Source organism: Nonomuraea candida (assembly GCF_000725485.1).
GTDB classification, from domain to species: Bacteria; Actinomycetota; Actinomycetes; order Streptosporangiales; family Streptosporangiaceae; genus Nonomuraea; species Nonomuraea candida.
In genome coordinates this window covers 189931-209625 of the sequence record NZ_JOAG01000005.1, presented here as the reverse complement: position 1 = coordinate 209625, position 19695 = coordinate 189931, and the positions used below count along the sequence as shown (strand labels likewise).

Genomic DNA, 19695 nt, shown 5'->3' with positions numbered 1-19695 from the left:
AGCTCGTCACGACCAGTCGTAGCGGCTGAGGAACGCGCGCTCGCCCGTCGCGTACTCGTTGAACGCCTGCCGCACCCCCTCCAGCTCCGCCACCATCGTGCGGATCAGCGTGCCCTCTTTGTACTCCAGCTCGAACCCCGGCGACACCTGGAGGAAGTGCCGCCCGAAGTTCACCAGCGCGACGAACGGGTTCTGCGGCGACATCGTCCCGAGCACGTCGTGGACCAGGCCCAGGTCGGGGTCGTTGACGACCAGGCCGTCGCCCGTGTGGAGCTGCATGCCCTCGTAGACCCCCAGCGGGGCCACGTTGTGCACCAGGTCGCGCTGGGGGTCGTAGCAGACCAGGCCGTGGGCGCGGGCGATGGTGAAGACCTGGGCCGACAGCTCGTCCATCGTGTCCAGGTCCATCGTCACCAGCACGTGGCCGTCGGGGTAGGGCGTGACCTCCCCGGGCAGCTCCTTGGCGACGTCGGGCGCCGGGCCGGCGTCCGGCCCGGTCCGCTTGACCGCCAGGTAGGTCGCGCGCGCCTGGTCCCTGCCGATCGGCACCGGCTCGTCCCAGACCATCAACTCAACGCTCATCGGTCCATCTTGACGGACCCGCACCGCCGCCGCGCGCCACTACCTCGGTTTTTGTGAATCCGGCACCAGCTCCACCGTGCAGTTCGCGCATCGGCGGGCCTCGGCGGGAATGTCGGACAGGCATTCGGGGCACTGCTTGGAAGTGGCCGACTTGTCGCGTTCGAGCAGGCTGATCAGCCGGCTCATCGGCGCCACGATCAGCCAATAGACGATGGCGGAGATGATCAGGAAGCTGAGCAGGTGGTTGAGGAAGTCGCCGTACATGAAACGGCTGCCGTTGATCGTGAACGAGTACTGCGAGAAGTCCGGCTGCCGTCCGCCCGTGATCGCGCCGATCAGCGGCGTGATCAGGTCCCTGACGAAGGCCTGGACGAGACCGCTGAACGTGGCGCCGACGATGACCGCGACCGCCAGCTCGACGATGTTGCCGCGTACTAAGAACTGTTTGAAACCGCCCATGCCCACCGCAAGTAGCCCGGAACGGCGAGCGCAAACGGGGCCGGGCACGAGCGGCGATCGTGAACCGCCTTCGGCACCGCGCCGCCGAGGGCGGTTCGCCCCCTCTGACCTTGGCGGAGTAATCACCCGCCCAGCGTGGGAAGGAACAGGATGATCAGTGAGGCCCGGGGTTGTCGGGGGGAGTGGGGGAACGGAACATGGGGAGAGACCGCAAGGGAGCCTCGATGATCGAGATCTGGCCGGGAGACCCCTATCCGCTCGGGGCCACCTACGACGGCGCGGGCACCAACTTCTCGCTCTACACCGAGGTCGCCGACCAGGTCGAGCTGTGCCTGTTCGACGAGGACAACCGCGAGTCGCGGGTGCCGCTGTCGGAGGTGGACGGGTTCATCTGGCACGGTTACCTGCCGGGGATCGGCCCGGGCCAGCGCTACGGCTATCGCGTGCACGGGCCGTACGACCCGGCGCGCGGCATGCGGTGCAACCCGAGCAAGCTGCTGCTCGACCCGTACGCCATGGCCATCGAGGGCGGCGTGAACTGGAACGAGGCCGTCTACGGCTACCGCTTCGGCTCGCCGGAGGTCAGGAACGACCGCGACTCGGCCCCGTACGTGCCGCGCTCGGTCGTGATCAACCCGTTCTTCGGCTGGGGGCACGACCGGCCGCCCGCGACGCCGTACCACGACACCGTGATCTACGAGGCCCACGTGCGGGGGCTGACGATCAGCCATCCCAAGATTCCCAAGCACCTGCGCGGCACATACGCGGCGCTCGGCCATCCCGAGATCCTCGACCACCTCACCAAGCTCGGCGTGACCGCGCTGGAGCTGATGCCGGTGCACCAGTTCGTCACCGACCACATCCTGGAGCAGCGCGGCCTGTCCAACTACTGGGGCTACAACTCGATCGGCTTCTTCGCGCCGCACAACCGCTACTCCAGCCAGGGGCAGCGGGGCGGGCAGGTGCTGGAGTTCAAGGCGATGGTGCGCTCGCTGCACGAGGCGGGCATCGAGGTCATCCTCGACGTCGTCTACAACCACACCGCCGAGGGCAACCACCTGGGGCCCACGCTCGGGTTCCGGGGCATCGACAACGTCAACTACTACCGGCTCGTCGAGAACGACAAGCGCTACTACGTCGACACCACCGGCACCGGCAACAGCCTGCTCATGCGCTCCCCGCACGTCCTCCAGATGATCATGGACTCGCTCCGGTACTGGGTCATCGAGATGCACGTCGACGGCTTCAGGTTCGACCTGGCCTCCACGCTGGCGCGGGAGCTGCACGAGGTGGACCGGCTGAGCGCCTTCTTCGACCTGGTGCAGCAGGACCCGGTGCTGTCGCAGGTCAAGCTCATCGCCGAGCCGTGGGACGTGGGCCCGGGCGGCTACCAGGTCGGCAACTTCCCCTCGCGCTGGACCGAATGGAACGGGCGCTACCGCGACACGATCCGCGACCTGTGGCGGGGGCAGGCGGCCACGCTGCCCGAGTTCGGCTCCCGGTTCACCGGGTCGAGCGACCTGTACAAGGACGACAGCCGCCGCCCCGCCGCCTCGATCAACTTCGTGACCTGCCACGACGGGTTCACGCTGCAGGACCTGGTCTCGTACAACAACAAGCACAACGAGGCCAACAAGGAGGGCAACCGCGACGGCACCGATGACAACAGGTCCTGGAACTGCGGCGAGGAAGGCCCGGCCGGCATCGCCATCGAGTCGCTGCGCGAACAGCAGAAACGCAACTTCCTGACCACGTTGTTCCTGTCGCAGGGGGTGCCGATGCTCTCCCACGGCGACGAGCTGGGGCGCACGCAGCGGGGCAACAACAACGGCTACTGCCAGGACAACGAGCTGACCTGGGTGGACTGGTCGGACGTGCGGGAGAACTGGCTGCTGCTCGAATTCACCCAGAGCCTGGCCGAGCTGCGCAAACGACATCCCGTCTTCCGGCGCAGGAGGTTCTTCTACGGCAAGCCGGTGCGCGGGCTGAACGACATCGCGTGGCTCACCCCGTCGGGCGAGGAGATGACCGACAGCGACTGGACCGTCGGCTACGCCAAGTCGCTGGCCGTCTTCCTCAACGGCGACGCCATCACCGAACCCGACCGGCGCGGCCGGCCCATCAGGGACGACTCGTTCCTGCTGCTGTTCAACGCCCACTACGACACGATCAAGTTCACCATCCCCAAGGACTACGGCGAGATGTGGCACACCGAGATCGACACGGCCATGCCGATCAGGCTGGACGCCCGGATGGTCAAGGCGGGCGACGCCATCGCGGTGCCGGGCCGCAGCGTTCGGGTGCTCCGCCGTGTCTAGCCCCCACCAGCAGCCCCCTATCCCGCCGGCCGGGTCTGCCGGGTACGGGCGTCCCGGGGTGCCGGGCGGGTCCATGCGGCACGATGGCGGGTCCATGGGCCATGAGCAGCCTTCTTCGGCCGGTGAGTCCGTGTGGCGAGACCTACCTTCCGCGGCTGGTGAGTCCATCGGGCGGAGAGATCCGGGTTCCGCCGCAGGGGAGTTCGGGCGGCGAGAGCGGTCCTTCGCGGCCGGTGGTTCGGGGGTTCTTGCCGGTGGCCGGAGGCAGTTCGCGCCGGCTTCCACCTATCGGGTGCAGCTGACGCCCGACTTCGGGTTCGCGCAGGTGGCCGAGATCGCCGGGTACCTGCGTGATCTCGGGGTGAGTCACGTCTACCTCTCGCCGATCCTGCAGGCCACGCCCGAGTCGCGGCACGGCTACGACGTCACCGACCACTCCAGGATCAGGGAGGAGTTCGGCGGCGCCACCGGGTTCCGGGAGATGGCGCAGCAGCTCGCCGCCCACGACCTGGGCATCGTGGTGGACATCGTGCCGAACCACATGAACACGATGAACGCCCAGTTCTGGTCGGTGCTCAAGGACGGCCCCGGCTCGGCGTACGCGGACTGGTTCGACATCGACTGGGTGGACGGGAAGGTCGCGCTGCCCGTGCTGGGCGACGACACCGAGCCGGTCGTGGACGGTGACGTGCTGCGTTACCACGAGCACGCCTTCCCGTACCCCGGCCACTACCGCCTGGTCGACTGGCGTGAAGGCCCCGGCTACCGGCGTTTCTTCGACGTGTCGTCCCTGATCGGGCTGCGCGTCGAGGACCCGGCGGTGCTGTTCGCCACCCACGAGGTGATCTTCTGGCTGCTGGACGAGGGGCTGGTGGACGGGCTGCGCGTCGATCACCCCGACGGCCTGGCCGATCCACGCGGCTACCTCGAACGGCTGCGCGACCGGTCCGGCGGCGCGTGGACGGTCGTCGAGAAGATCCTCATCGGCCCTGAGCGGCTGCCCGGCGACTGGCCGTGCGACGGCACCACCGGCTACGACGTCCTCAACCGGGTCAACGGCCTGTTCGTCGATCCGGCCGGCAAGGAGCCGCTGGTCCGGCTCTTCACCGAGCTGACCGGCCGGCCCGCCGACTATCGGCCGGTCATGGCGCAGGCCAAGCGGGAGGTGCTCGACCTGTTCTTCGGGGCCGAGGTCGACCGCCTGGCCAGGGCGGCCTCCTGCGACCCCGCCGCCGTGCGCGAACTGCTCGCCGCGATGCCGGTCTACCGCGCGTACGTGGTGCCGGGGGAGCCGGCGTCGCCCGAGTCGGTCGAGATCGTCGAGCTGGCCGCCGAGTCGTGCTCTCCCGCCGTGCGCCCGCTGGTCCGCGAGGTGCTGTACGGCTCCGCCGAGTCGATCGTCCGCTTCCAGCAGGCGTGCGGGCCCGTCATGGCCAAGGGTGTGGAGGACACGGCGCTCTACCGGTGGTTCCCGCTGGCCTGCCTGAACGAGGTGGGCGGCGAGCCGGACGTGTTCGGCGTGCCGGTGGAGGAGTTCCACGACTTCTGCGCGGCGATGCCGCCGTACACGATGACCACGCTGTCCACCCACGACACCAAGCGGTCGGAGGATGTGCGCGCCCGGCTGTCGGTCCTGTCGGAGATGCCCGGGGAGTGGGCGGCGGCCGTCGCCGAGTGGTCCGCCCAGGTCAGCTTCGACCCGCACCTCGACTACCTGGCCTGGCAGAACCTCATGGCCGCCTGGCCGATCTCCGCCGAACGGTTCACCGACTACCTGCTCAAGGCCGCCCGCGAGGCCAAGACCGCCATCTCCTGGGTGAACCCGGACCCGGCCTACGAGCGCCGCCTGCGTGCCTTCGCCGAGGCCGCCGTACGCCTTCCGGTGGGCGGATTCACCGAACGCATCGATCCGTACGCGATGTCCAACTCCCTGTCGGCCAAGCTCGTGCAGCTCATGATGCCCGGCGTGCCGGATGTGTACCAGGGCAATGAGACGACCGACTTCTCGCTCGTCGACCCGGACAACCGGCGCCCCGTGACCTACCCCCGCAAGCCGGAGACGTCGTGGGACTCGGCCAAGCTCCTGATCACCACCCAGGCGCTGCGCCTGCGCCGGAGGCTCGGGGGCGCGGCTGCGTACCTGCCGCTGCGGGCGGAGGGCGAACGCGCGGAGCACGTCATCGCCTTCGCCCGAGGCACCACCCACCCCCAGCCCTTCGACCCCCCGCTCACCACTGAGACGGACGCTCCGGCCCAGGCCGGTCTCGGCCCGGAGGGACAGGAGGGCCGCCCGGCGGCACAGGAGAGCGGTCCGGAGGGGCAGGAGAGCAGCGGTCCGGAGGGGCAGGAGAGCAGCGGTCGGGAGGGACAGGAGGGCCGTTCGGAGGGACAGGAGGGCCGTTCGCAGGGGCAGGAGAGCAGTGGTCGGGAGGGGCGGGAGGGCGGTCCGGGCGGGGCCGGATCCCGGGGGAGTGTCGTGGCGGCGGATGGTGATTCCTCCTTGGCGGGCGAGGGAAGGGATGGTGCGGTGGGAGCTGCTCCGATCGTCGCCGGGCCGCAGGCGCGTGCCGCCGCGGCGGACGGCGACACCCGGGCGCGGGTTTCCGCCCAGGTCACGGCGGAGGAGGAGCCGGGGGCCGCCGTGACGGGGGAGCGGGCCCGGGCGGTGGCCGAGGCCGGCATGCGGCCGCGGGCCGTCGTCGTGGCCACCCGGCTCCCCGTACGCCTGGCAGCCTCGGGAGGCTGGGGCACCACCACGTTGACGCTGCCCCCCGGCACCTGGCGGGACCTGCTGACGGGCAGCCTCCACACCGGGCGGATCCCGCTCGCGCACCTGCTCGGTCAGTATCCGGTCTCACTCCTGGAGAGACATGATCTTTGAGGTCTGGGCACCGAAGGCCACGGCGGTGGAAGTCAACGTGCTGGGCGGTCGCCGGGCGATGTCGCCCGGGACGGGAGGCTGGTGGTCGGCCGAGGTGGAGGGCGCCGGGCACGGCACCCGGTACGGCTTCGTGGTGGACGGCGACGGGCCGTACCCGGATCCGCGCTCCCGCTGGCAGCCGGAAGGGATCTTCGGGCAGAGCGCGGTGTACGACCACGACCGCTTCACCTGGTCGGATCACGACTGGAAGGGCCGCGACCTGCGCGGCGCCGTGATCTACGAGCTGCACATCGGGACGTTCACCCCGGAAGGGACGTTCGCCGCGGCCATCGAGAAGCTGCCCCACCTGGTGGAGCTCTGCGTGGACTTCGTGGAGGTCATGCCGGTCGCGCCGGTGCCCGGCGGGCGGAACTGGGGATATGACGGCGTCGACCTCTACGCCGTCAACGAGACGTACGGGGGCCCCGACGGGCTCAAGTCGTTCGTGGACGCCTGCCACCGGGCCGGGCTCGGGGTCATCCTGGACGTGGTCTACAACCATCTCGGGCCGTCGGGGAACTTCCTGCGGCCGTTCGGACCGTACTTCTCCGGATTCGACGGTAGCTACTGGGGTGAGGCGGTCAATCTGGATGGGCCGGATTCCGACGAGGTGCGGCGCTACTTCATCGGCAACGCCCTGCAGTGGCTGCGCGACTACCACATCGACGGGCTGCGCCTGGACGCCGTACACGCCCTGCACGACAGACGCGCCACGCACCTGCTGGCCGAGCTGTCGGAAGAGGTGGACGCGCTGGCCTGCTTCGTCGGCCGGCCCCTGTCGTTGATCGCCGAGTCGGACCTGAACGACGCCCGCATGGTGCGCCCGCTCGACGCCGGCGGGCTGGGCATGACCGCGCAGTGGGACGACGACGTCCACCACGCCCTGCACTGCGCCGTCAGCGGCGAGAGCCACGGCTACTACCAGGACTTCGCCCAGCTCCCGGCCCTGGCCAAGGTGCTCACGAACGGAGTCCTGCACGACGGGACCTACTCCAGCTTCCGCGCTCGCGCGCACGGCGGCTCCTTCGCCGGCGTGCCCGGTCACCGGCTGGTGGCCTGCCTGCAGAACCACGACCAGATCGGCAACCGGCCCGCCGGCGACCGGCTGCCGCTCCCGGCGCTCAAGCTCGGCGCCGGGCTGCTCCTGACCTCGCCGTTCACGCCCATGCTGTTCATGGGCGAGGAGTGGGGGGCGCGTACGCCGTTCCTGTTCTTCTCCGATCACGTGGAGCCGGAGCTCCGCGAGAGCGAAGGGGTGCGGCGGGAGCGGGAGTTCGACGGGTTCGGGTATGTGTGGGAGGCGCCCGATCCCTCGGACGAGGAGACGTTCCTGCGCTCCAAGCTGGACTGGAGCGAGGTGAAGGAAGAGGCTCATTGGTCGCTGCTTTGCTGGTATCGGGACCTCATCGCGCTGCGCAAGGCCCTGCCGGAACTGTCCGATCCGCGCCTGGACCGGGTGCGGGTGGAGCTGGATCCGCTGGGGAAGTGGCTGCTGGTGTGGCGGGGCGGGCTGGCGGTGACGGTCAACTTCTCGCTGGAGTCGGTGACGCTGCCGCTGTCGCCCGGGACGGTGCTGCTGGCCTCCGACGAGCCGGTGGTGGCGGATGAGGAGGGGCTGCGGCTGCCGCCCCAATCCCTGGTGATCAGCCGCCCCGGTTCCCACTGACTCGGTTGCCAGCCCCCGCGCCTGGGTGGTTGGCGTCAGGCGGCCAGGGCTCGGGTGGGGTCGGGGGAGTGGTGGTCGATCGAGGTCAGGGTGGTGTGCGGGGTTGCCTGGGTGGCGCAGAGCCAGTCGTTCAGTGAACCCGTGAAGCCCGACGGCGGGCCGACCTTGAGGCAGGTGACCTGGCCCGCTCCCGGGGCGGGGCCGACCTTCAGACGGCGGATGCCGCCGGTGCGGCCCAGCTCTCCCCTGTCCGCGTCGTACGGCGTGAGCAGGACGCCGAACGGCAGACCGCCGTCCGGTTGGTCCGCGGGCTGTATCTGGAGGAAGTCGTCGATCCTGCGTGTCGTGGCCTCGGGGTGGGTGGCGAGATAGGAGAGGTGGTCCGTCAGCAGCCGGTTGGCCACCGTGCGCAGAAGGTTGGTGGCGCACAGGTTGTGGGCGCAGGCGGCTCCGTCGAGCGTGATCTCCGGTAGGGCGAAGCGGCGCAGGCCGCGGGACGTGACACGCAGGCAGTCGCACACTCCCATGTCGGCGGGGTCCCAAGGCGGGCAGGTGGCGGCGTCGTGAACCTGTACGTCCCAGGACAGCCAGTCGTCGTCGAGGCGGAAGTACGTGGGCTCGCCGGCGCATCGCCCGCACGTGAGGATGGTCGCGCCGGTCATCGGATCGATGAGCAGGCCGTCACACTCCCTGGCCAGGGCTCTCGCCGCGGCCCGGGCCACCTGCGCGATGGCCGGGAGCCTGTGCGGCGGAGCGGTGGCGGACACCACGACGTGTTGTTTCGTACGGCGCAGGCGGCGTCTCTCCTCCTCGGAGAGGCCGGCTCCCGAAGGTTTCCATGGGGCGGTGTAGTGGGCCACCGTCAGCAGTCCGTTGGCCACTGAGCTGATCGCGGCCCGTTTGTACGGTCCGGCGATGCGCCAGGGCACGAACGACTTCACGTCGAACAGCAGGTGCTCCATGGCGATGACGAACGACGAAGTCAGGCTGCCGGGCAGCGAGAGAGTGATCTTCATGTGAGTGGCCTTCGGACGAGTCGGTCGGATGCGGTCGGTGTCGGGAGGGATGGGAGGAGGGGGTGCGGTTCGGGTCGGTTCGGGGTCGGTTCGGGGTCGGGTCGGTTCGGGACCGGGTGGCCGGGACCGGGTGGCCGGGGCCGGGTGGTCGGGACCGGGGTGGGATCGGGCAGCCAGGATTGTTGATGTGTGGTGGCGGGCGGGGAGTGGAACGGGATTCTGTGGATGACGACCCGGACGACGGACACGCCTGTGGATAACGTGCGCACCTGCATCAGGGAGTGCCAGGTGTGTGGGAAGTGCGGCGGGGAAACAGCGGGGACGGTCTGAGGGCGATGAGGGCGGGCCCTGGTGGCGGGCATGTGGCGGCAGATGTGGCTAGGGCAGGTAGGCGCCAGTCGTGGGGAAGGCGGGTGGATGGACAGGTGCAGGGGCCGGTCGGGGAGGGGTGTAAGCGGGCGGTGGGGTGAGGGGGTCGGTCGGTAAGGGGCGTGAGCGGGCGGCCGGGTGAGGGGGCGATTGGGGAGGGGGGAGTGTGGCGGAGGGGTGCGGTCAAGGGGCCTGTCCCGGAAACGGCAACAGGAATTGCTGATTCCTGGGCTCGCGTTGCACCATCTCGGCCTGGAGGTGATCGCCATGAGTGAGGCGGTGAAGGACGTGGGCCGGTCGGTGTCAGACGCGAACGCCCCGGTGTTCGACGTGGTCGTGGTGGGCGGCGGGGCCGCGGGGCTGAGTGCGGCGCTGGTGCTCGGACGGGCGCGGCGGCGGGTGGCCGTGATCGACGACGGCGAGCCGCGGAACGCTCCTGCCGAGCACATGCAGGGGTTCCTGTCCAGGAACGGCATGTCGCCGTCCGCCCTGCTGGAGGTGGGGCGGGCAGAGGTGGCCGGGTACGGCGTGCGGTTCATCGAGGGACGGGTCGGCCGCATCGACCACGGGTACTTCGTGCAGCTTGAGGACGGCCGGGTGATCAGGGCCCGCCGCGTCGTCGTGGCCACCGGGCTGCGGGACGAACTGCCGGACATCCCCGGCATGTGGGAGCGCTGGGGCCGGGACCTGCTGCACTGCCCGTACTGCCACGGCTACGAGGTGCGCGACGAGCCGCTCGGCGTCCTCGGCACCCACCCCAACGCCGTGAACCACGCGTTGCTGCTCCGGCAGTGGTCCGACGACGTCGTGTACTTCCCGCACGACCAGGAGCCGACCGAGGAGGAGCGCGAGAAGCTGGCCGCGCGCGGCGTTCGCGTTGTCGAGGGAACCGTCGCACGGCTGGTCGTGGAGGATGATCGGCTGCGCGGGGTCGAACTGGCCGAGGGCAGCGTGGTGGCGCGCGCGGCGGTGTTCGTCATGCCGCGCATGGTGCCCCGGGACGAGCTGCTCGGCGACCTCGGTTGCGAACGGGACGCGAACGGCTGGGTCGTCACCGATCGCTCCGGGCGTACCAGCGTGCCGGGGGTGTGGGCGGTGGGGAACGTCGCCGACCCGCGGGCGCAGGTGATCGTGGCGGCGGGCATGGGGTCGGCGGCCGCGTTCATGATCAACCTGGATCTGGTGGAGGAGGAGGTCGACGAGGCGGTCGAGGAACACCGCGCGCGGTCCGCCCCTGCTTCCAGCAGCCTGCTTCCCTCCTGATCGGCGCTTGGCCGGTATCGGGCGCCCGAGTCGGTGACGGGAGCCCGACCGGGTGTCCGGTGTCGGTGTCGGTGTCCGTGTGTGGTGTGCGGTGGTGCGGAAGTTCGGTCGGCTCGGGATTCTGTTGGCTGCCGGGAAGCCTCAGAGTCCTTGGTCCGAGCGATGGGAAGCTCTCGGGGACAGATCATGAGGAACGGCGCGGGCGTACAGGATGGCTGGGGCTCTTCTGAGCTGCTTTGAGGGGAAAGGTCAGTGGTCGTCCTGAACCGAATGAGCACGTATGACCGTCAAAGTGACGTGATCCCGTTTGAGATGATCGACGAAGATCTGGGCACGGCGCGCGAACGGGCGCGTCGCTGGGACGAGCTGCACGAGAGCCGCACCGCGATCACCGGCCTGATGCGGGAGGCCCGGCGCGAGCTCGACGCCGCCGGGGTGTGGGATCAGGAGCGCGTGGCCATGGAGGAGGCCAGGCTGGGGGCCTACCGGGAAGCGCTCGCGAGGCTGGATCGGGAGCTGGCCGAGGTGGGGCCGGCGCGCGAGCTCTACGAGGAGCTGCTGGTACGCGAGGAGCGCCGGCTCGCCGGTTCGGCCGATCCGCGCGGCGCCGAGCTGCTGGAGATCGGGCGTATGCTGGCCGAGCTGGACGTGGAGCTGCCGGCCAGGCGGCGGGCGGGGGAGGCCGGGCGCGCCGTGCTGGGCGGAGACGGTGACCGGGAGGAAGCGGTGACCGCGTTCGCCGGGGAGATCGCGGCGCTCGGCATGACGATGTCGCCGGGGGCGGACGACGGCGAGGTCGATGAGGTGGTGCGGCGGCTGGGGGAGCGCTGCCGCGAGCTGGCCCGGCTGCGCGACACCCTGCGCTCCCGCCGGGAGGAGCTCCTGCTCGGCGACTGACAACACCCGAACGAACCGCCCGGCCCGAGACGGTTCGGACGGGCCAGGGCCGAGGAGACCAGGCCCCTCCCAGAGGGCTGGTGGGTCGGATCGGCGCATCACCCCTCCCGGGGCACCGGTGGGCCGGAACTGAGGAACCCCAGCCTCTGCCGGAGGAGCGGTGGGTCAGCGGCTGAGGAGATCAGGCTCGGCCTGCCCGCCGTGGATCAGGCGCGGCTCCGGGTCGGTCAGGACGCGGGCGATCCGATGCGCATGCCCCGCGCGCTCCCGGCCTCGATGGCGACGAGCTCCTTCTCCACGCTGGGGAATATGTCGCGTCGGTGGAGATCGTCAAGATATGTCGCGAAATGTCAGGAGAGGTGGCGCTCCAAGGACTCGATCTTGGACGTCATGCCGTCCGTGACCCCTTCGCGCAGGTCGGCCTTGAGCACCAGGCTCACCCGGGGCGCGACCTCGGCCACGGCGTCCACGGCCCGCTTCACCACGTCCATGACCTCGTCCCACTCGCCCTCGACGGTGGTGAACATGGCGTCGGTGCGGTTCGGCAGGCCGCTGTCGCGGACCACCTTGACGGCGCGGGCGACCGGCTCGGCGACCCCTTCGCCGACGCCCAGCGGGGTGATGGAGAATGCGACGATCATCGAAAGCCCTCTCGCTCGGAGGGTTCCGATCCTAGACAGAGCAGATCTTCACCGGCCTGCCGGCGCGGCTCCCGGGCGAACCGGAGCCCCGACCGGCGCGGCTCCCGGGCGAGCCGGAGCCCCGAAAAGGCGAAAAGCCACGACGTCCGCAGAACGCCGTGGCCACCGCCATATGTCACGCGTGATCGTGGTCGTGCTCTTCGTCGTCCTCTTCCTCGCTCGGCCCCTCCGACGGCTCCACCCCGAGCACGGCCTCGCGCGGCTCGATGTCGGAGATGTGATCGACGAGCTGCAGCACGTGGTCGGGCTCGATCAGCCACTGCAGCGCCGAGGCACCGGAGGGGTCGGAGGAGACCAGCTCGGCCTGCTCCGTGCGCTCCTCCTCGGTGAGGTCGGCGTCGGGGTGCCTGATCTCGGCCAGCGCCGCGGCCTGCAGCGCTTCCATGTCCAGCACCTCCACGGTCAGCTCGACCGTGAGGCGCAGGTAGTTGGGTTCATCCTTCATGCGACGATGCTAGGGCAGCTTCCACTCGACAGGCGCGGCGCCTTGCTGAACGAGCAGCTCATTGGCCCGGCTGAACGGCCGCGAGCCGAAGAAACCGCTGCGCGCCGACAGGGGTGAGGGGTGGGCCGACTCGATGCGCGGCACGCCGCCGAGCATGGGGGCGAGGTTGCGGGCGTCGCGGCCCCAGAGGATGGCCACCATGGGCTTGTCGCGCGCGACGAGCGCGCGGATGGCCTGCTCGGTGACCTGCTCCCAGCCCTTGCCCCGGTGGGAGGCGGGCTTGCCGGGCATGACCGTCAGGACCCTGTTGAGCAGCAGCACGCCCTGCTCGGCCCACGGCGTCAGGTCGCCGTTGGCGGGCCGGGGCAGGCCCAGGTCGGTCTCCATCTCCTTGTAGATGTTGACCAGGCTGCCGGGCAGCGGCCGCACGTCGGGCGCCACCGAGAACGACAGCCCCACGGGGTGGCCGGGCGTGGGATAGGGGTCCTGGCCCACGATCAGCACCTTGACCTCGTCGAAGGGCTGGTTGAACGCGCGCAGCACGTTCGCGCCCGCCGGCAGGTATTGCCTGCCCTCGGCGATTTCTTTGCGCAGGAACTCACCCATGTGGGCGATCTGCTCGGAGACGGGCTCGAGCGCGCGGGCCCATCCTGCTTCGACGACTTCGTTCAACGGACGACCGGCCATGGCCGTTGAGCTTAGCCAGGTCTGGTACGGCTTGCGGCCGGAACCCCGGGACAAGCCGTACCAGATTGATCACAACGACGTCGTGCGAGCCCGCCGGAGCGTCACTTCACGGAGCCCGCCATCATGCCCTGGACGAAGTACCGCTGGAAGGCGAAGAACAGGACCAGCGGGATGACCAGCGACATGAAAGCCCCGGACGAGAGGATGTCGGTGTTCGACCCGAACTGCCGCATCTGAGACTGCAGGTACTTCGTCATCGGCTGGTTGCCGGTGTTGGCGAAGACCAGCGCGATGAGCATGTCGTTCCACACCCACAGGAACTGGAAGATGCCCAGCGAGGCGATGGCGGGCTTGCCCAGCGGGAAGACCACCGAGACGAAGATCTTCCACTCCGGCGCGCCGTCCATGCGCGCCGCCTCCAGCAGCGAGGCCGGGATGCCGACGAAGAAGTTCCGCAGCAGGAAGATCGCGAACGGCAGCCCGAACGCCACGTGGAACAGCACCACGCCGGGGATGCTGCCGAAGATCCCGGCGTTGCCGTAGAGGCCGGCGATGGGGATCAGCGCGATCTGGATGGGCACGATCAGCAGCCCGACCACGACGAGGAACAGCGCGTCCCGGCCGGGGAACTCCATCCACGCGAACGCGTACGCCGCCATGGCCGCGATGCCGATCACCAGCACCGTGGTCGGCACCGTGATGGCGACGGTGTTCCAGAAGGAGGCGGTGAAGCCGCTGCCCAGCAGGTTGGCGTAGTTCTGGATGGTCAGCTCGGCCGGCTTGGTGAAGATCGTCCACCAGCCCTCGGCGCTGTTGACCTGGTTCGTCCGCAGCGACACGACCATCAGGCCCAGCGTCGGCACCAGCCAGAACAGGCCCAGCACCACCATGACGACCTGCACGGCCCCGCTGCCCACGCGGTCGACGAGCTTGCTGAGCACGCCTCTGCGCGGCGCGCCCGACTCCAGCCCGGACGACGCCCCGGATGGCGCGGTGGTGGTAGCGGTCGTCATGACACTCCCCTCCTGAACCGCCGGATGTTCATGACCATGAAGGGAAGGACCAGAATCAGCAGGAAGATGGCCAGCGCGCTGCCCAGACCCTGGTTGTTCCCGCCGCCGAACGACACGCGCCACATCTCCAGCGCGACCACGTTCGCCTGTGGCTGCACCGAGGGGGGCGCGATGATGAACACCAGGTCGAACACTTTCAGCGTATTGATGATCATCGTCACGAAGACGACGAGCAGGACCGGCGACAGCAGCGGCACGGTGATCCTGCGGAACACCTGCCACTCGGTGGCGCCGTCGATGCGGGCCGCCTCCAGCGCGTCGCGCGGGATCGCCGCCAGACCGGCCGCGATCAGCACCATGGCGAACCCGGCCCACACCCAGACGAACGCGCCGATGATGGCGGGCGTGATGAGCGTCGGGCCGAGCCAGGTCAGGCCGCCGTACGACGCCTCGAAGTTCGACTGCGGCAGCCGTACGGTGTAGGAGCCGGGGGCCAGCCCGTCGAAGCGGAACGTGCCGTCCTGGGCCGTCGTGGCGGTGGCCGCGACCTCGCCGTTCCGCACCGCCTCGACCGTCATGCCGGGCAGGCCCTTCTCGGTGCCGTCCACGACGTTGTTCTGTCCGCCGCCGCCCGGCGTGAAGTCGAACCAGACGGTCCCCGTCACCCCGTCGCCGGCGGCCGCGGGGGCCTTGGCGGTCTGGGCGTCGGCGGGCAGCAGCTCCGGCTTGACGCCGACGATCGGGATCAGCACGGGCTGCCCCGCCTGGGCGGGCTGCTTGGTGACGACCGCGCCGTCCTGCGCGGCGACCGGGGACTGGTCGCCCTCGCGCGCCCTGGCCTCGGGATAGCCCTGCGAGGAGGAGAACGTGTCGTGCACGGTGGTGAGCACGGCGTTGGCCAGGCCCTTGTCAGGGTCCTCCTCGTAGACGAGACGGAAGATCACGCCGGCCGCCATCAGCGAGACGGCCATCGGCATGAACACGATCAGCTTGAACGCCGTCGCCCACTTGATGCGCTCGGTCAGGACCGCGAAGATCAGGCCGAGCGTGGTGACGAGGATGGGAGCGACGACCACCCAGATCAGGTTGTTGCGGATGGTGGTGAGCATCCCCTGATCGGTGAAGATCGTCATGTAGTTGCCCAGACCCACGAACTCTTCGCCCGTGGCGTCGAACAGGCTGCGGAAGATCGAGTAGACGATCGGGTAGACCACCCAGATGCCCAGCAGCAACGCCGCCGGGAGGAGGAAGGCTATGGCGACCGCCGGCGAAGGGCCGAGGCGTCTTCTCGTGCGGGGGGTTTCAGCCGGTCCGGTGGAGGCCCCGCCCGCGACCTTCTGCGCGGGCGGGTCCTGCCGGCCGTCCAACCGTTCGGTCACGGCCTTACCTCTTTACTTCCAGGCCTTCTTGGCCTCGGCCTCGAGCGCTTCCTGAGCGCCCTTGACGTCGCTGGGGTTGCGCAGGAAGTCCTGCAGCACCTTCCACTCGCCCTTGCCGTCGGTGCCGCCGAAGGCGCTGGGCGCCAGGTCGGACATGTCGTAGCGGACGGCGTCGCCGGCCGAGATGATCGTCTGGCCGAGCTGCTTGGTCAGCTCGTCCGGGTAGTTGTCGGGGGAGACGTTCTTGTTCGGCGACAGGTAGCCGGGCAGCTTGGCCCAGACCTCGCCGCCCTCCTTGGAGGCCAGGAACTGCAGCAGCGCCATGGCGCCGGGCGAGTCCTTCATGGCCACCGCGACGTCGCCGCCGAGGATGACGGGGGCGGTGTCGCCGACCTTGGGGAACGGGAAGTACTTCGCCTGCTCGCCCACCTTGGCGCCGGAGTTCACGGCCTCGACGGCGACGAAGTCGGCCTCGATGACCATGGCGCCCTTGTTGTTGCTGTAGACCTCGCTCACGCAGCTCGGGAAGTCCGTCTGGAGCGCGCCGGAGTTGCCGCCGACCACGAACTCCTTCTTGCCGAAGATCTCGCCCATCTTCTCCAGGGCGGTCTTGACCGTCGGGTCGGTCCACGGGATCTCGTGCTTGGAGAGCTTGTCGTAGTTCTCCGGGCCTGCGGTGGACAGGTAGACGTTCTCGAAGAGGTCGGTGAGCGTCCAGCCGGAGGCGCCGCAGAGCGAGAACGGGGGAGTGCCGGAGTCGGCGATGGTCTGGGCGTTCTTGACCAGCTCGTCCCAGGTCGTCGCCGGCTGCACGCCCGCGTCGTCGAAGGCCTGGGCACGGTACCAGATGAGCGACTTGTGCGCCGCCTTGATCAGCACGCCGTACGGCTTGCCGTCCGCGGAGCCGAGCTCCTTCCAGTACGGCGTGTAGTTGGCGTCGATCTCCTGGACGACCTCGGGGGTCAGCGGCTTGAGCGCGTCCTGGTCGGCGTACTGCTGCACCAGGCCCGGCTGCGGCAGGATCGCCACGTCCGGCGGGTTCTTGCCCTGGATGCGCGGGCCGAGGTAGGCGCCGGTGTCCTCACCGGTGGAGGCGTAGGTGACCTCCGCGCCCGTCTTGTCGGAGAAAGCCTTGAGCACCTGCTCGAAGTTCTTCTGCTCGGCGCCGGTCCACTTGGCGGCGACCTCGAGCTTGACGCCCTGGAGCGTCTTGGCGGCCCCGCTGGACGCGGGCGCCGACCCGGACGCGGTGGGCTCGGTCGTCGTCGGAGCGTTGCCGCAGGCGGCGACGGCTACCGCGAGCCCGGCCAGGATCGCTGCTGCTCTGCCTTTTCGCATGGCTGCCTCACTGGGTTCTGATGATCTCTTCGAGTTCTGACTTCATCGAGGCCGCGACGTCGTCGGCGGTCTCGGGGGAGGGGTTGCCGAGCGCCTTGGCGACCGAACTGGCGATCACCAGGCTCAGCTGGTTGTAGTTGGCGCTCACCGGCCGCGGCTTGGCGGCCAGGATCGTCTCTTTGAGCACGGGCAGGTACGGGAAACGCTCGATGAGCTCGGGGTCGTCGTAGAGCTCGCTCCACACGGGCGGGAAGGAGCCCTCGGTGAGGACCCGGCGCTCGTTCTCCAGGCTCGTGAAGTAGCGGATGAACTCCTGTGCGGTCTGCTGGTGCTTGGAGAAGGCGCTGACGGCCAGGTTGGCGCCGCCCAGCGTGCTGGACCCGGGCCCGTCGAGGCCGGGTAGCCGGGTCACGCCCAGCTTGTCGCCCAGCTCGGCCTTGGCCGGTCCGTACGCGTGCGGCCAGTTCCTGGCGAAGGCGAGCCGCCCCTCCTGGAAGGCCAGGCGCGACTCCTCCTCCTTGAAGCTCAGCGACTCCTTCGGGATCCAGCCCTCGCGCAGACCCTGGAGCAGGAATGCGAGCGCGGTGCCGCCGGTGGCGGGGTCGAGGGTCACTTCGGCGCCGTCGCGGCTGACGATCTGCCCGCCGGCCGACTGCACGGCCTCGGAGAAGTTGACCGTGAGCCCCTCGTAGGCCAAAAACTGCCCGGCATAGCCTCCTATGTTGTGCTTTTTCGTGATCTCGCGGGCCTGGTCGCGTAGCTCCGCCCACGTCCGCGGCGGCTTGTCGACCAGGTCCTTCCGGTAATAGAGCAGCCCTGCGTTGCTCGTGTACGGAACGGCCCAGAGCTTGTCCTTGTAGACGGCCGTCTCCACGACGGGCGGCAGGAACCTGTCGAGCGGGAACAACCCGCGCTCCAGGGGGATGATCCAGCCGTTCTCCGCGAATTCGGCAGTCCATACCACGTCGAGCCCCAGCACGTCGTACCGGTTGCTCTGGGCCTGCAGGTTGGCCACCATCTGAGCGCGTTGCTCGTCGGCGGCCTCGGGCAGTTCCAGCAGCGTCACCTTCTCGGCCGGGTGGGCCTGGTTCCAGCGATCCAGCAGGGGTTGCAGGTACGCAGTGGTGTCGCGGCCGGTGGCGAAGGTGATCGGGCCGGTCCCGCCCGTCCGCGTCTCGCCGCCGCCCTCGTCGCCCGCCGCCGCGCACCCGGCCGTCAGGGTCACGGCCAGAAGCACCGCCAGCGAGCGAAGCACCTGTTTCCTCCGTGTTCAGAGAGGTTACATACGTGTTAGGTAGATGCATTCATGTTATGCACACCTGTAATCTGTAGGTCAACGGATAACTCCGTAACGCATACGTAACAGGCGGGGAGGTGGAGTGGTGAGGCTTCACCTGCTCGCGCTCTTGGCGAAAGAGCCTGCCCACGGCTACGAGCTGAAACAGGCGCTCGAACAGACCTTCGGCAGCGCCTATCCCTCCCCCAACATCGGGCAGATCTACGTCACCCTCGGCAGGCTGGAGAAGGACGGCCTGGTGCGGGCGGTCGACGTGGAGCAGTCCAACCGGCCCAACAAGAAGGTCTACTATCTGACCGCCAAGGGCCGCGACGTTCTCATGACCTGGGTGGACGAGCCGACCGAGGGCCCCAGGGTGCGCGACGAGTTCTTCATGAAGCTCGTGCTCGCCCCGCTCACCGGCATCGCCGACCGCATGGCGCTGATCACCCGCCAGCGCCGTCACTATCTGTCGCTGATGAGCGACCTCAACGACCTGCTGGCCCGCACGCCGCCCGCCGACCGGGTGGCGATGCTGCTCATCGAAGGGGCCATGTTGCACCTGCAAGCGGATCTTGACTGGCTGGAGCGTTGCCAGGAGGATCTGGCATGAGCGCGGTTGTGAAAACGGTCAATCTGGTCAAAATCTACCAGGATGGCGCACTGCCCGTGCCTGCCGTGCGCGGTGTCGACCTCCAGGTCGAGCCGGGTGAGTTCGTCGCCGTCATGGGCCCGTCGGGCTCCGGCAAGTCCACCCTCATCCACATGCTGGGCGGCCTCGACGCCCGCACCAGCGGCGAGATCTGGCTCGACGGCCAGCGCGTGGACACGCTCTCGGAGAGCGCCTGGGCGCTGCTGCGGCGCAAGAAGATCGGCTTCGTCTTCCAGTTCTTCAACCTCGTCGCCAACATGACCGTCGGCGACAACGTCGAGCTGCCCGCGTTACTCGCGGGGGCCTCGCCCAAGGTGGCGCGCGAGCGGCGGGAGAGCCTGCTGGCCGCGCTCAACCTGACCGACCGGGCCGGCGCCGCGCCCGCCCAGCTCTCCGGCGGCGAGCAGCAGCGGGTCGCGCTGGCCAGGGCGCTGGCCAACGAGCCCAGCCTGCTGCTGGCCGACGAGCCCACGGGCAACCTCGACAGCCGCAACACCCGCGACGTGCTGCGCCTGCTCAGCGACGTGCACAAACAGGGCCAGACGATCGTCATGGTCACCCACGACGCCCGTGTGGCGAGCCTGGCCGACCGGCTGGTGTCGCTGTTCGACGGCGAGATCGTGGACGACGGGCGCATCGCGCGCAGGCGCACGCGCACGGCCGGCGAGGTGATCGACCTCCGGTGAGCGAGCGAAGCGAGAGACCGACGGGTGC

17 protein-coding genes are annotated in these 19695 nt (G+C 69.4%); 7 read left to right on the top strand and 10 right to left on the bottom strand.

Annotation, left to right across the window (positions count from 1 at the left end; translation table 11 throughout):
* Positions 1 to 6: 6 nt before the first annotated feature.
* Positions 7 to 582 (bottom strand): hypothetical protein, encoded by a 576-nt coding sequence (locus tag IO39_RS04615; protein ID WP_043616386.1) that lies wholly within the window; start codon positions 580 to 582, stop codon positions 7 to 9.
* Positions 583 to 621: 39 nt separating this feature from the next.
* Complete coding sequence (gene mscL, locus IO39_RS04610; RefSeq protein ID WP_043616384.1) at positions 622 to 1041, bottom strand: large conductance mechanosensitive channel protein MscL; 420 nt, start codon at positions 1039 to 1041, stop codon at positions 622 to 624.
* A 224-nt stretch (positions 1042 to 1265) separates the two neighbouring features.
* Between mscL and glgX the strand changes: the two genes are divergently transcribed.
* The 3 genes from glgX to treZ all read left to right on the top strand — a co-directional run bounded on the left by glgX (position 1266) and on the right by treZ (position 7945).
* Positions 1266 to 3359 carry a glycogen debranching protein GlgX gene (gene glgX, locus IO39_RS04605; RefSeq protein WP_043616383.1) on the top strand — a complete coding sequence of 698 codons (2094 nt, stop codon included), beginning with the start codon at positions 1266 to 1268 and terminating at the stop codon, positions 3357 to 3359.
* Positions 3360 to 3651: 292 nt separating this feature from the next.
* Positions 3652 to 6240: a malto-oligosyltrehalose synthase gene (gene treY, locus IO39_RS04600; RefSeq protein ID WP_245641807.1), complete on the top strand. Its 2589-nt coding sequence runs from the start codon at positions 3652 to 3654 to the stop codon at positions 6238 to 6240.
* A complete protein-coding gene (gene treZ, locus IO39_RS04595; protein ID WP_043616380.1) occupies positions 6230 to 7945 on the top strand; it encodes a malto-oligosyltrehalose trehalohydrolase in 1716 nt (571 codons plus the stop codon). The genes treY and treZ overlap by 11 nt, the downstream gene beginning before the upstream one ends.
* A gap of 35 nt (positions 7946 to 7980) precedes the next feature.
* Here treZ and IO39_RS50265 read toward each other — a convergent pair whose 3' ends face one another.
* Positions 7981 to 8961, bottom strand: coding sequence for a hypothetical protein (locus IO39_RS50265; protein ID WP_052422437.1), 981 nt, complete (start codon positions 8959 to 8961; stop codon positions 7981 to 7983).
* Positions 8962 to 9597: 636 nt separating this feature from the next.
* Here IO39_RS50265 and IO39_RS04585 point away from each other — a divergent pair.
* Positions 9598 to 10593: an NAD(P)/FAD-dependent oxidoreductase gene (locus IO39_RS04585; RefSeq protein ID WP_043616780.1), complete on the top strand. Its 996-nt coding sequence runs from the start codon at positions 9598 to 9600 to the stop codon at positions 10591 to 10593.
* Between the two features lie 312 nt (positions 10594 to 10905).
* Positions 10906 to 11490: a hypothetical protein gene (locus tag IO39_RS04580; RefSeq protein WP_157547889.1), complete on the top strand. Its 585-nt coding sequence runs from the start codon at positions 10906 to 10908 to the stop codon at positions 11488 to 11490.
* A 350-nt stretch (positions 11491 to 11840) separates the two neighbouring features.
* On the opposite strand, the gene IO39_RS04575 is transcribed toward IO39_RS04580, so the two are convergent.
* The 7 genes from IO39_RS04575 to IO39_RS04545 all read right to left on the bottom strand — a co-directional run bounded on the left by IO39_RS04575 (position 11841) and on the right by IO39_RS04545 (position 18308).
* Complete coding sequence (locus tag IO39_RS04575; protein ID WP_043616373.1) at positions 11841 to 12131, bottom strand: MTH1187 family thiamine-binding protein; 291 nt, start codon at positions 12129 to 12131, stop codon at positions 11841 to 11843.
* Positions 12132 to 12306: 175 nt separating this feature from the next.
* Positions 12307 to 12636: a hypothetical protein gene (locus IO39_RS04570; RefSeq protein ID WP_043616370.1), complete on the bottom strand. Its 330-nt coding sequence runs from the start codon at positions 12634 to 12636 to the stop codon at positions 12307 to 12309.
* Between the two features lie 9 nt (positions 12637 to 12645).
* Positions 12646 to 13323 (bottom strand): uracil-DNA glycosylase, encoded by a 678-nt coding sequence (locus tag IO39_RS04565; protein WP_043616366.1) that lies wholly within the window; start codon positions 13321 to 13323, stop codon positions 12646 to 12648.
* Positions 13324 to 13424: 101 nt separating this feature from the next.
* Positions 13425 to 14336 carry a carbohydrate ABC transporter permease gene (locus IO39_RS04560; protein ID WP_043616363.1) on the bottom strand — a complete coding sequence of 304 codons (912 nt, stop codon included), beginning with the start codon at positions 14334 to 14336 and terminating at the stop codon, positions 13425 to 13427.
* On the bottom strand, positions 14333 to 15715 hold the full coding sequence (locus IO39_RS04555; protein ID WP_043616360.1) for an ABC transporter permease: 1383 nt from the start codon (positions 15713 to 15715) through the stop codon (positions 14333 to 14335). Before IO39_RS04555 ends, IO39_RS04560 begins: the two co-directional genes overlap by 4 nt.
* A gap of 12 nt (positions 15716 to 15727) precedes the next feature.
* A complete protein-coding gene (locus tag IO39_RS04550; protein ID WP_043616357.1) occupies positions 15728 to 17053 on the bottom strand; it encodes an ABC transporter substrate-binding protein in 1326 nt (441 codons plus the stop codon).
* A 7-nt stretch (positions 17054 to 17060) separates the two neighbouring features.
* A complete protein-coding gene (locus IO39_RS04545) occupies positions 17061 to 18308 on the bottom strand; it encodes an ABC transporter substrate-binding protein (RefSeq protein ID WP_043616354.1) in 1248 nt (415 codons plus the stop codon).
* Between the two features lie 127 nt (positions 18309 to 18435).
* Here IO39_RS04545 and IO39_RS04540 point away from each other — a divergent pair, with 127 nt between their 5' ends.
* Entirely contained in the window at positions 18436 to 18942 is a 507-nt protein-coding gene (locus tag IO39_RS04540; RefSeq protein WP_043616778.1) for a PadR family transcriptional regulator, read from the top strand.
* Complete coding sequence (locus tag IO39_RS04535) at positions 18939 to 19667, top strand: ABC transporter ATP-binding protein (protein ID WP_043616350.1); 729 nt, start codon at positions 18939 to 18941, stop codon at positions 19665 to 19667. Before IO39_RS04540 ends, IO39_RS04535 begins: the two co-directional genes overlap by 4 nt.
* Positions 19668 to 19695: the final 28 nt, after the last annotated feature.